The sequence below is a fragment of the Klebsiella sp. JN_Kp126 genome (assembly GCF_033843325.1).
Classification (GTDB): Bacteria; Pseudomonadota; Gammaproteobacteria; order Enterobacterales; family Enterobacteriaceae; genus Klebsiella; species Klebsiella michiganensis.
Map to the genome: position 1 here is coordinate 124,567 of NZ_JAWXQV010000040.1, position 12,560 is coordinate 137,126.

Here is a 12,560-nt window from a genome sequence, read left to right on the forward strand (position 1 = left end):
TTTTTCACGCTGCAAGGAGAACACATGAAAACACCCTCACAGCCGCGCGCGATTTATTACATCGTTGCGATCCAAATCTGGGAATATTTCAGCTTTTACGGCATGCGTGCCTTACTCATCCTCTACCTCACCCATCAGCTCGGCTTTGATGACAGCCACGCTATCAGCCTGTTCAGCGCTTACGCTTCCCTCGTGTACGTCACTCCTATTCTCGGCGGCTGGCTTGCCGACCGCCTGCTCGGCAACCGCACGGCGGTGATTGCCGGCGCGCTGTTAATGACGCTTGGCCATGTGGTGCTGGGCGTGGAATCCGATTCCACCTGGAGCCTGTACCTCGCGCTGGCGATCATTATCTGCGGCTACGGCCTGTTCAAATCCAACATCAGCTGCCTGCTGGGCGAGCTCTACGCCGTTGACGACCCTCGCCGCGACGGCGGTTTTTCGCTGCTGTACGCCGCCGGTAACGTCGGCTCCATCGCCGCGCCTATCGCCTGCGGGCTGGCGGCGCAGTGGTACGGCTGGCATATCGGCTTTGCGCTGGCGGGAATCGGCATGTTTGTCGGCCTGATGATTTTCCTCAGCGGTAGCCGCTACTTCCGCCACGCGCGCGGCGTCGATAAACAGGCGCTGCGGGCGATAAAGTTTGTGCTGCCGACCTGGGGCTGGCTGGTGGTGATGCTCTGCGTTGCGCCGGTGTTTTTCACGCTGCTGCTGGAGAATAACTGGTCCGGCTATCTGCTGGCGATCGTGTGCGTGTTCGCCGCCCAGATGGTAGCGCGCATTATGGTCAAATCGCCGGAGCATCGCCGCGCGCTGTGGCAAATCGTTCTGCTGATGCTGACCGGGACTCTGTTCTGGGTTCTGGCGCAGCAGGGCGGGAGTTCGATCAGCCTGTTCATCGACCACTTTGTTAACCGTCGTCTGCTGAATATTGAGGTGCCGACCGCGTTGTTCCAGTCGGTTAACGCCGTGGCGGTGATGGCGGCTGGCGTCGTGCTGGCGTGGCTGATGCGGCCGGAAGGCGCGACCCGCTCGGCGCTGCGCGTGTGGCTGAAGTTCGCCTTTGGCCTGGTGCTGATGGGCTGCGGCTTTATGCTGCTGGCGCTTAATGCGCGCCACGGCGCGGCGGAAGGGCAGGCATCAATGGGCATGATGGTGGCCGGCCTGGCGCTGATGGGCTTTGCCGAACTGTTTATCGACCCGGTAGCGATGGCGCAGATCACCCGCCTCAATATGCCCGGCGTCACCGGAGTACTGACCGGGATTTATATGCTGGCGACCGGTGCGGTAGCCAACTGGCTGGCGGGAGTGGTGGCGCAGCAGACCACCGAGTCGCAGATCAGCGATACGGCGATTGCCGCGTATCAGCACTTCTTTGCCCAGATGGGCGAATGGACGCTGGGCTGCGTGGCGGTGATTGTCGTCGTCGCCTTCGCCGCCGCGTTTAGCGTCGGCAAACGCCGCGCGGCCGCCGGTGAACTTCCCGGCGGCGGCGCCTAGCCCCGTCTGGCGACAGGTCCGGCTTACCGGGGCTACAAAATCGTGCTGCCTGGTAGCCCGGCTAAGGCGTTTACGCCGCGAGCCGGGGATCGGTAACCCCAACAGTGGAGCGGCAAGCCGCTCCTTGCACCGTTTACTGAACAGGAGGAGGATATTCTGGCAGGCGCGGAAGCCGAAGATAAAAAACTGTTACTGAAGCGATGGCTGAGCGAAATCAGCCGGAATTGAAGCCAGGCTCCTTAAGATTGTTCTTTGGCGTCGACGCCGGAACAGGCCGCGCTGGAGAGTGACCTGGTTCAATTATCGAAGCAAGTTTGCAAGCAGGGTTATGAGGAACCAACATGTCTGAACAACAAGCACAAGGTGCCGATGAGGCAATTGACCTTAATAATGAACTGAAAACCCGTCGTGAAAAACTGGCCGCGCTGCGTGAGCAGGGCGTGGCGTTCCCGAACGATTTTCGCCGTGACCACACTTCTGATCAGCTCCATGCGGAATTTGATGGTAAGGAAAACGACGAGCTCACCTCTCTGAACGTCGAGGTCGCCGTGGCTGGCCGCATGATGACCCGCCGGATTATGGGGAAAGCCTCTTTCGTCACCTTACAGGACGTCGGCGGCCGCATTCAGCTGTACGTCGCGCGCGACGATCTGGCGGAAGGCGTCTACAACGAACAGTTTAAGAAATGGGATCTTGGCGACATCATCGCCGCCCGCGGTAAGCTGTTTAAAACCCAGACCGGCGAACTCTCCATTCACTGCACCGAGCTGCGCCTGCTGACCAAGGCATTGCGCCCGCTGCCGGACAAGTTTCACGGCCTGCAGGATCAGGAGGCGCGCTATCGTCAGCGCTATCTGGATCTGATCTCCAACGAAGAGTCGCGCCACACCTTCAAGGTGCGTTCGCAGATCCTCGCCACCATGCGTCAGTTCATGGTCGCGCGCGGCTTTATGGAAGTCGAGACTCCGATGATGCAGGTGATCCCCGGCGGCGCCTCCGCGCGTCCGTTTATCACCCATCACAACGCGCTCGATCTGGATATGTATCTGCGCATCGCGCCGGAGCTGTATCTGAAACGGCTGGTGGTCGGCGGCTTCGAACGGGTGTTCGAAATCAACCGCAACTTCCGTAACGAAGGGATCTCCGTGCGCCACAACCCTGAGTTCACCATGATGGAACTCTATATGGCGTATGCGGATTACAAAGATCTGATCGAACTGACCGAATCTCTGTTCCGCACGCTGGCGCAGACCGTGCTGGGGAAAACCGAAGTCCCGTACGGCGACCAGGTGTTCGACTTCGGCAAGCCGTTTGAAAAACTGACCATGCGCGAAGCGATCAAGAAATACCGTCCGGAAACCGAGATGGCGGATCTGGATAACTTCGAGGCGGCAAAAGCGCTGGCGGAATCCATCGGTATTCACGTTGAGAAGAGCTGGGGGCTGGGGCGTATCGTCACCGAAATTTTCGACGAAGTGGCGGAAGCCCATCTGATCCAGCCAACCTTTATCACCGAGTATCCGGCGGAGGTTTCGCCGCTGGCGCGCCGTAACGACGTGAACCCGGAAATCACCGATCGCTTCGAGTTCTTTATCGGCGGGCGTGAAATCGGCAACGGCTTTAGCGAGCTGAACGACGCGGAAGACCAGGCCCAGCGTTTCCAGGATCAGGTCAACGCCAAAGCGGCGGGGGATGATGAAGCGATGTTCTACGACGAAGACTACGTCACCGCGCTGGAATATGGCCTGCCGCCGACGGCCGGTCTGGGCATCGGTATCGACCGCATGGTGATGCTGTTTACCAACAGCCATACCATTCGCGACGTGATTCTGTTCCCGGCAATGCGTCCGCAGAAGTAAATCCCGCTAAAACCAGGTCCCCTCGTTTCCCTGAACCGGGGGGCCTTTATTTCGACGTGTTTAATTCCGACGAGTAATAATTGCGAATCAGCTTACTCCGGACACCTTATGTGCTATAACAGCGCGCATAAAAAACATAAGGTGTTAATTAAATGAAAAAAATAAAATTAATTGTTGGTGGCGTGATCTGTGCAAGTTATTTATTTACGTCAGTGTTATCAATGGCAAGTGATAATATCAACAACCATACCGTTCATTTTGATAAAGGTAGCAACGGCACGATAATAAAAAGCACCGTGACCGGTGACGGTGTTAACGACTATACGCTGGAGGCGAAAGCGGGCCAGATGATGCATATCAATATGAACAGCCAGCGGCCGCATCCTTATTTCAATGTTATCGCTCCTGATAATAATTCGATTTTTAACGGTTCTCTGAGCGGTGATACCTTTGAGCAACGTCTGATGAGCAGCGGTAAATATACGGTGCGGGTTTATCAGATGGGCGGAGCGCGCGATGAAAGGAAAACCAGCGCTTACGCGCTGACGTTTAAAATTACCGACTAATATTTGGCTGCTGTCTATTCAGGTTGTCCCGGAGGCGGCGGGCTGCGCCTGTCCGGGCTACCGGCCCGCAGACGGCGGGGAACCCGTAGCCCGGTCAGCGCAGCGCCACGGGGGAAACAAAGCGCAGAGTGGCTGAATTTCCCGGAGGCGATGCTGCGCATCTGTCCGGGCTACCGGCCCGCAGACGGCGGTGGACCCGTAGCCCGGTCAGCGCAGCGCCACCGGGAAACAAAGCGCAGAGTGTTGCAGAGGGGCCTGTTCCCGGGTTAAAGCCCTTCGGTGACGATTTTTGCCGCCGCGGCTAACACCTCTTTGCGGCTTTTCGCATCCTGCTGCGGCTGGGTAAAATAGGTCACCAGCACCAGCGGGGCATGATTTTCCGGCCAGATCACCGCGATATCGTTGGTGGTGCCGTAATCTCCGGCGCCGGTTTTATCCCCGACCGCCCAGCTTGCGGGCAGGCCTGCGCGAATGCTTTGCCCGCCGGTAGTATTGCCTTTTAGCCACGTCACTAACTGGGCGCGCTGCTGTTCGCCCAGCGCATTGCCCAGCGTCAGCTTGCGCAGGCTTTCGGCCATCGCCAACGGGGTGGTGGTATCGCGCTTATCGCCGGGAATCGCGCTGTTCAGCGCCGGCTCCGTACGATCGAGACGAAAAGTGACATCCCCGATACTCTGGGCGAATGCGGTCACCTTTTCCGGTCCGCCAAGGTAGCTAATCATCTTATTCATCGCGGTATTGTCGCTGTACTGCAGCGCCGCCGCGCTGAGTTCCGCCAGGGTCATTCCGCTTTGCAGATGTTTTTCGGTGATCGGGCTCCAGACCACTAAATCCGATTTTTTAATCTCCAGCCTTTTATTCACCACCTCTGGATTGCTTTCGCTCTGTTTTAACACCGCGGCGGCGGCCATCACTTTACCGGTGCTGCACATGGCAAAACGTTCATCGCCGCGATAGAGGGTTTGCGAATCATCTGCCGTGTTAATCAGCGCTACGCCCAGCCGACCGCCGGAACGTTTTTCTAAATCAGCCAGCTTTTGCTGGATAGCATCGGCACTGGCCCATAATGAACCGCTCGCCAGCAGCAGCGGAACGGCGGCGGCCATCAGGGCGGTTTTATGCCACGAACTTTTCAACATCTCAGACTCCTTGATAGTGATGAGCTGCCCGGACTATCCGCGACTCCCGCGCTTTTGACAAGCACTATGTCGATGATGGAATTCCATCATAAATTCGTTATTCGTCCTCCTCTGCGCCTGCTTATAGTGTCTTTCCCCGGCAAAATAAAATCAGGAGCCGCTATGTTCCCGTCACAGTTACCCAAACCGCGCCATCCCGCCGCCTCGGCGATCCCCTCGCTGCGTTGGGCCATTATTGGCCCCGGCTGGATTGCCGAGCGCTTTGTGAAATCGTTAAAAGAGCTCAGCCGCCAGCGGGTGGTTGCCGTCTCCTCGCGCACGCAGCAAAAAGCCGACGATTTCGCCGCCCGCTGGGGGATCCCGCATGCTTATGCTCAGGTGGATGAGATGCTGGCGCGACCGGATATTGATGCGGTTTACGTTGCCACGCCGCATAACCACCACTTTCCCGACGGGCTGCGGGTGCTGCAGGCGGGCAAACATGTGCTGATTGAAAAGCCGTTTGCGCTGAACCGGCGGGAAGGCGCGGCGCTGAAAGCGGAGGCCATGAAGCAGGGGACGCTGGCGATGGAGGCGATGTGGTGCGACTACGCGCCGAAGTATGACGTGATTCGCCAGCTGCTGGAGGACGGCGTGCTGGGCGATCTGCACACGCTGCTCGCCGATCACGGCGAGTTTTTTACCCCGGATCATCGCATTTTTAATGCCGATCTCGCCGGCGGGCCGATGATGGATCTCGGCAGCTATCTGACCTCATTCTGCGTGATGGTCGGCGGCGTGCCGCAGGACATTATCGCCCGCGGGCGTCCCGCCCAAAGAGGCGTCAACGGGCAGATTTCGATGCTGTTTAACTGGGAAAACGGCTTACAGGGATTGCTCAATACCACCCTGTTCAGCAACACGCCGGGCGGCGCGGTGGTGGCCGGGCGCGATGCGACCCTTACCCTCGACGGGCAGTTCTACGCGCCGGGGAATTTTACCCTCGCCGCCAGCCAGGGCGGGCAGGTGCTGCGCTGGGAGGAGCCGCGCAACCGCTACGACCAGCTGTTTTATCAGGCCGAACATTTTGCCTGGTGCGTGGGGCAAGGGCTTACGGACTCGCCGATCCGCCCGCTGGCCAGGGTGTTGGAAAACCTGAGCGTGATGGACGAAGTGCGGCGGCAGATTGGCGTGATATTTAACGAGGAGCGTTAACGGCGCGCCGTTGCCCCGTATGCCGACCGCATACGGGGCTTTTTTACGCCAGCGGTTCGACGCTGACAAACTGCCCTTGCCGCAGGGAAAGCACGGCGGCTTCGGCGATAGCCTGCGCCCGCAGCCCGTCCAGCAGCCCCGGCAGGTCCGGCACCGCTTCTCCGCCTAGCGAGCGGACAAAAGCATCCAGATGCGCGTAGTACGACCCCTCGACGCGACTGAACCAGTCCGGATAGAGTCCGGGCTGAATGCAGCGCGCTCCCTGCCACAGCGTGACGCCGCGCGCTGCCTGACTGCCGGACTCTATCACCCCCTGCGGGCCAAGCAGGCTAATGCGCTCATCGTAGCCGTGGCCGGTGCGCCGGGTGTTGTCCAGCTGCGCCAGCGCGCCGCCGCGCATCCGCAGCATGACAATAGAGGTATCGACATCGTCGAATTCGGCAATTTCCGCCAGCGCCAGCGCAGCCCCCAGCGCGGCGACGGTCGTCACTTCATCACCGGTAAGAAAGCGCAGCAGGTCAAAGAAGTGAATCGCCTGGTCGCGCATCTGGCCGCCGGAGCTGCGCAGATATTCCAGCGGCGGCATAACCGATGCCCGACACACCATCTGAACCAGTTCGATTTGGCCAATCGCGCCCGCCTCGATCTCCCGGCGCAGCTGCTGGTGGCTGGTGTCGAAGCGGCGGTTAAAGCCAACGGTCACCGGTACCCCGAGCGGCAGCACTTTCTCGACGACCTGGCGGGCGCGGGCCAGCGAAAGATCGATCGGTTTTTCGCAGTAGACCGCTTTTCCCGCGCGCGCGGCGGCTTCCAGCAGCGCCGCGTGTGAAGGCGTCGAGCTGGCGATCAGTACCGCGTCAATGGCGTCGCTATTGATGGCCTCGGCGACGGTTACCGCCCGCGCGCCGTAGCGGGAAGCCAGCGCTTTCGCCCGCTCGGGATCGGCGTCGGCCACCATGGCCAGAACGGTCCGCTCATGCCGAGCGAGGCTGGCGGCGTGAACCTGGCCAATAAAACCGCTACCCAACAATGCAAAACGAATGCAGGTCATTTTTTTCTCCAGAAAGAGGGATTTAGCGTTGCCAAAGTAATCCGTTTGCTACACTGACCGACACACGCGTTTTGATGGATTTCCATCATGGGGGAGACGAGACGATGAAAAGCATTTCGCTGGAGGCGCTGGCTAAACGGATTGGCGTGGGCGTCGCGACCGTTGACCGGGTGCTTAACGAACGCGGCGGCGTGTCGCCGGAAACCACGCGCAGGGTGCTGCAGGCCGCGCGGGAGGCCGGGCTGAAGCGCATTCTGCCGGAAGAGCGCCGTCTCCCGTGGCAAATAGAAGTGTTTCTCAGCGATAACGATTCGCGCTTTTTCTCCCGTCTGACGCAGGATTTCGCCGACGTGGCGGATAGCCTTGGCTATCGCCGACTGACGCTGCACCGCACGCTGGTGGCGGAGTCCGCGCCGGAAAAGCTGGCGAAAAGCCTTATCCGCAGCAGCAAAAAGCGCCATGCGATGATTGTCTTTGGCAACGAACATCCGCGGGTCTATGACGCCTTGCGCCAGTGTCGCGAGGCGAACGTGCCGGTGATTACGCTGGTCACCGATCTCCCCGGCGCGCAGAGGCTTTGCCACGTCGGGATCGATCAGCAGCAGGCTGGCCGCACCGCGGGCATGATGATGGGGTTAATGGCGCACCGGCCTGGAGAAGTGCTGATGCTCAGCGGGCGCCAGGACTTCAGCGCTCATCGCTTACGGATTCAGGGATTTCGCGAGGTGATTAGCCAGCGCTTTCCGCATCTGCTGCTGGGCGAGGTTTTGGCGGGGGAGGACAACCGACAGCGAATCGACCGCCTGCTGGAAGAGGCCCTGCGCCGCAACCGCGACGTGGTGGGCATCTACAATACCGGGCTGGGCAACACGCAGGTGGCGCAGGCGCTGGCTCGCCATCGCCGCTACGGCGAGTGCTGCTGGATGACCCATGAACGCTACAGCACCACCCGTGAACAGCTGGCCCTGGGGGGAATGGCGCTGACGATCGATCAAAACCCGCGCCAGCATGCCCGTCTGGCGGTGGAGCTGGCCCTGCGCCATCTGGAAACCGGCTATCAGCCGCATCTCTTCAGCGACGGCAAGGTCGAATTTATCCTTTACAGCGCTGAAAACGTCGACTGAGCGCCCGCCGCCCGCGGGGCGACATCCCCTTTTACACCCTATATCCTGTCTCGTTTTAAACCGCTGCCGCTATCGGCGCGCCGCGCGGCAAACCGTCGCCTGCCTCTCATTTTTTGCGCATTTATGCGTCAATGTTAGATGTGTGTCAAAGTTCTGTTAACACGCAGTTTTAAAATTTTCATTTCAGTTATTTACTTATAAAAGTTTCATATGTGTTGTTAATGAAATAAATGGTCTGGAATTTTTCTTCCGCTATAAATGGACTAATGTTTCAAAAAACCATTTTAAAACAACTGAATTTTGTGATTTCGATCAACAACAAAAAATGCACCAGCGCGCGGGCTGTTTTTTCAAAAAGCTGGAAAAGCAGGCGCTTAACGCACAATTAATGAAACTATTTTTTCATTTTACCTTACCTAACCGATGTACCTGAAAATAAAGGATCAACGATGAATATTAAGAAAACGGTTGTTGCCTCTTTGATAGCCTGCATGCTGCCAGCGGTCGTGATGGCGAAAGATATTTCGGTCGGTGTTTCCATGGCGCTATTCGATGACAACTTCCTGACGATTCTGCGCACCGCAATGCAAAAAGAGATGCAAAAAGATGGCGTTAAGGCGCAGGTGGAAGATGCCAAAGGCGACGTCTCCCAGCAGCTACAGCAGGTGCAGAACTTTATTGGCCAGGGCGTCGACGCGATTATCGTCAACCCGGTCGACACCAACGCGGTCAAACCGATTATGGACCAGGCGACTAAAGCGGGCATTCCGCTGATCTTTGTTAACCGCCGCCCGCAGGCGCAGCTGACCGACAAAATGGCCTACGTTGGCTCCGACTCGGTGCTGGCGGGGCGCTTACAGATGGAAGCGTTAGCCAAAGCGATGAACGGCAAGGGGAACGTCGCCATTCTGCTCGGCGACCTGGCGAATGAATCGACCCGTGACCGCACCAAAGGCGTCGAAGAGGTGGTGGCGAAGTACCCGGATATCAAAATCGTGCAGAAGCAGACCGCGAAATTTACCCGCAACGATGCCGTTGACGTGGTCAGCAACTGGATGACCAGCGGCGAAGACATTCAGGCCATCGCCTCCAACAACGATGAAATGGCCATCGGCGCGCTGCAGGCGCTGGGTAAAAATCCGAACCATATCCTGATTGCCGGGGTGGACGGGACGCCGGATGCCCTGCAAATGCTCAAAAACGGCAAGATGATCGCCACGATTTTCCAGGATGCCAAAGGGCAGGGCGAAGGCGCGGTGGATGCCGCCATTAAGCTGGCCAACGGCGAGAAAGTGGAAAAGATCATCGATGTCCCTTACCAGCTGATCACCAAAGACAACATGGCTGAGTTCGTTAATCGCAACCAGAAATAGTCGCTCAGGGTACGGAGGTGAAGTATGAACGCTTTTGCACTTGAAGCCGAAGGGATCAGCAAATTCTTCCCCGGCGTGAAGGCGCTCGACAACGTCTCATTACGCGTGCGCCCGGGGACGGTGCACGCGCTGATGGGCGAAAACGGCGCCGGAAAATCCACGCTGATGAAATGCCTGATCGGGATCTACCGTCCCGATAAGGGCGCGATTCGCGTTAAAGGGGAGCCGGTCCAGTTTCAGGATACGATGGACGCGCTGCGCGCCGGGATCTCGATGATCCACCAGGAGCTGAATCTGGTGCCGCATATGACGGTGGCGGAAAATATCTGGCTCGGCCGCGAGCCGATGAAATACGGTTTTGTCGATCATCGCCAGCTTGCCCGCCAGACGCAGGATCTGCTGGATAAACTCAATATCCGGCTATCCGCCGACCGGCTGGTGGGGGAGTTAAGTATCGCCTCCCAGCAGATGGTGGAAATTGCCAAAGCGGTTTCGTGGAACGCGGATATTGTGATTATGGATGAGCCGACCTCGGCGTTAACCGAAAGCGAAGTGGCGCATCTGTTTACCATTATTCGCGATTTACGCCAGCAGGGAAAAGCCATTATTTATATCAGCCATAAAATGGATGAGATTTTCGCGATTACCGATGAGATCAGCGTATTTCGCGATGGCACCTGGGTCGGCAGTAAACATACCACCGAGTTTACCCGCCAGTCGCTGATCACCCAGATGGTCGGCCGGGAGCTCACCCAGCTCTTTCCCAAGTTCAATAACGCCATTGGCGAAGAGGTGCTGACCGTCCGCAATCTGTCGCGCAAGGGGGTCTTTCACGATATCAACTTTAGCGTACGCCGCGGCGAAATCCTCGGCGTGGCGGGGCTGGTGGGGGCCGGGCGTAGCGAAGTGATGGAGAGCCTGTTCGGCATGGATAAAGCCGATAGCGGCGAAGTGCTGATTGAGGGAGTGCCGGTCACGATTGACTCGCCTTCGACGGCGATTGAAAAAGGGATGGCGCTGCTGACGGAAGACCGCAAAAAGTCCGGACTGTTTCTCGTGCTGTCGGTGCTGGAGAATATGAGCATCGTCAAAATGCCGGAATATATCGGTAAAACCGGCTTTGTTCAGCACCTCAAAATGGCCGAAGACTGCATGGAGCAGATCCGCCGCCTGAATATTAAAACCCCCACCATGGATCAGATTATTAATAACCTCAGCGGCGGTAATCAGCAGAAGGTACTGATTGCCCGCTGGCTGCTGGCCCAGCCGAAAATATTGATTCTCGATGAGCCGACGCGCGGAATCGACGTCGGGGCGAAAGCGGAAATTTACCATCTGATCAGCGAGCTGGCCAACCGCGGCGTGGCGGTGATTATGGTCTCTTCAGAATTGCCGGAGATTCTCGGGATGAGCGATCGGGTGATGGTCATGCATGAAGGGCGTATTACCGGCATCCTCAATAAAGAGGACGCCGACCAGGAAACCATTTTGTCGTTGGCATCCCATTGAGGCACAGAGAATGAGCAATATGAAAATAACGGCGACCCCGATCACTGAGAAACCCTCTTTCTTTGGGCAATTACGCCACCGGCTGCCGAAAGATACCGGGATATTTATCGTCATGCTGGTGATTGCCCTGACGTTTGAAATTGCCGGCTGGTACGTCCGCGACCAGTCCTTTTTATTAAACACCAATCGCCTGATATTAATTGTTTTGCAGGTAGCGATTATCGGTATTATCGCCGTCGGTGTCACCCAGGTCATTATTACCACCGGCATTGACCTCTCCTCCGGCTCGGTGATCGCTCTCGCCGCCGTGGTGGCGGCAAGCCTCGCGCAAACCTCCGATAGCCTGTCGCCGATGTTCCCGTCGCTGGTCAATATGCCGGCGATTATCCCGATTGGCGCCGGCATCGGCGTCGGTCTTCTGTGCGGCTTAACCAACGGTTTTCTGGTGACCCGCACCGGCATCCCGCCGTTTATCGCGACGCTTGGAATGATGGTGTCGGCGCGCGGTCTGGCGCAGTACTACACTCAGGGCAACCCAATCAGCTTCTTATCCGACAGCTTTACCGCCATCGGCCAGGGGGCGATGCCGGTGATTATTTTCTTCGTCGTCGCCGCGGTCTTCCATATCGCCCTGAAGCATACCCGCTACGGTAAATACGTTTACGCTATCGGCGGTAACATGACGTCGGCCAAGGTCTCCGGTATCAACGTGAATAAATACCTGGTGATCGTCTATGCCATCGCCGGGGCGCTCTCCGGCCTCGCTGGCGTGGTGCTGGCGGCGCGCGTCAGCAGCGGGCAGTCGAGCATGGGCATGTCCTACGAACTGGATGCTATCGCCGCGGCGGTTATCGGCGGCAGCAGCCTGATGGGCGGGGTGGGGCGCATCACCGGGACCTTAATCGGCGCGATGATCCTTGGCCTGATTAAAAGCGGGTTTACCTTTGTCGGCGTCGACGCCTACGTGCAGGATATTATCAAAGGCATCATTATCGTCGCGGCGGTGACTATCGATATGCGCCGCAACCGCAAAAAGCATTAATTTTTTATGGCCTGCAGCCGCTATCGCCGTAGGCCATAAATTATTTTAAGTAAGAATTTACTTAATCCAGTTCACACTTTTGTTCGGTCGCCATTGTCATTACGCAGGGGCGCTTAGATAATCCGCCGAAATAACCCATTTTTATGATGGCGTGCTACTGCGAAAGCAGGCAAGACCAAAATAGAAATGCTCTCCCGCCAAGG

Annotated in this window: 10 protein-coding genes; 8 read left to right on the forward strand and 2 right to left on the reverse strand. The window is 57.7% G+C overall.

The features are described from left to right. Positions 1-24 precede the first annotated feature (24 nt). The 3 genes from dtpD (at position 25) to SIK97_RS01630 (ending at position 3,925) form a co-directional block, all read left to right on the forward strand. Complete coding sequence (dtpD, locus tag SIK97_RS01620; RefSeq protein WP_047724279.1) at positions 25-1,500, forward strand: dipeptide permease DtpD; 1,476 nt, start codon at positions 25-27, stop codon at positions 1,498-1,500. 341 nt (positions 1,501-1,841) lie between these two features. Beyond that, positions 1,842-3,359 (forward strand): lysine--tRNA ligase, encoded by a 1,518-nt coding sequence (gene lysS, locus SIK97_RS01625; protein ID WP_004848495.1) that lies wholly within the window; start codon positions 1,842-1,844, stop codon positions 3,357-3,359. Between the two features lie 152 nt (positions 3,360-3,511). Further along, positions 3,512-3,925, forward strand: coding sequence for a hypothetical protein (locus SIK97_RS01630; RefSeq protein ID WP_014228246.1), 414 nt, complete (start codon positions 3,512-3,514; stop codon positions 3,923-3,925). 266 nt (positions 3,926-4,191) lie between these two features. Here the strand turns inward: SIK97_RS01630 and SIK97_RS01635 are convergent, their stop codons facing one another. Continuing rightward, a complete protein-coding gene (locus tag SIK97_RS01635) occupies positions 4,192-5,064 on the reverse strand; it encodes an extended-spectrum class A beta-lactamase OXY-1-12 (protein ID WP_057174064.1) in 873 nt (290 codons plus the stop codon). Positions 5,065-5,226: 162 nt separating this feature from the next. On the opposite strand from SIK97_RS01635, the gene SIK97_RS01640 reads away from it, so the two are divergent. Then, positions 5,227-6,258, forward strand: a complete 1,032-nt coding sequence (locus SIK97_RS01640; RefSeq protein ID WP_047724278.1) for a Gfo/Idh/MocA family protein — start codon at positions 5,227-5,229, stop codon at positions 6,256-6,258. Positions 6,259-6,301: 43 nt separating this feature from the next. On the opposite strand, the gene SIK97_RS01645 is transcribed toward SIK97_RS01640, so the two are convergent. Beyond that, positions 6,302-7,309 carry a Gfo/Idh/MocA family oxidoreductase gene (locus tag SIK97_RS01645; RefSeq protein WP_057174063.1) on the reverse strand — a complete coding sequence of 336 codons (1,008 nt, stop codon included), beginning with the start codon at positions 7,307-7,309 and terminating at the stop codon, positions 6,302-6,304. 104 nt (positions 7,310-7,413) lie between these two features. On the opposite strand from SIK97_RS01645, the gene SIK97_RS01650 reads away from it, so the two are divergent. From SIK97_RS01650 to SIK97_RS01665, 4 genes are all read left to right on the forward strand, one after another. After that, positions 7,414-8,433, forward strand: coding sequence for a LacI family DNA-binding transcriptional regulator (locus SIK97_RS01650; RefSeq protein WP_057174062.1), 1,020 nt, complete (start codon positions 7,414-7,416; stop codon positions 8,431-8,433). Between the two features lie 449 nt (positions 8,434-8,882). Further along, positions 8,883-9,806: a sugar ABC transporter substrate-binding protein gene (locus SIK97_RS01655; RefSeq protein ID WP_004848507.1), complete on the forward strand. Its 924-nt coding sequence runs from the start codon at positions 8,883-8,885 to the stop codon at positions 9,804-9,806. Positions 9,807-9,830: 24 nt separating this feature from the next. After that, complete coding sequence (locus tag SIK97_RS01660; protein ID WP_004848509.1) at positions 9,831-11,315, forward strand: sugar ABC transporter ATP-binding protein; 1,485 nt, start codon at positions 9,831-9,833, stop codon at positions 11,313-11,315. 19 nt (positions 11,316-11,334) lie between these two features. Beyond that, positions 11,335-12,357: an ABC transporter permease gene (locus SIK97_RS01665; protein ID WP_170873311.1), complete on the forward strand. Its 1,023-nt coding sequence runs from the start codon at positions 11,335-11,337 to the stop codon at positions 12,355-12,357. The last annotated feature ends 203 nt before the right edge of the window (positions 12,358-12,560 follow it).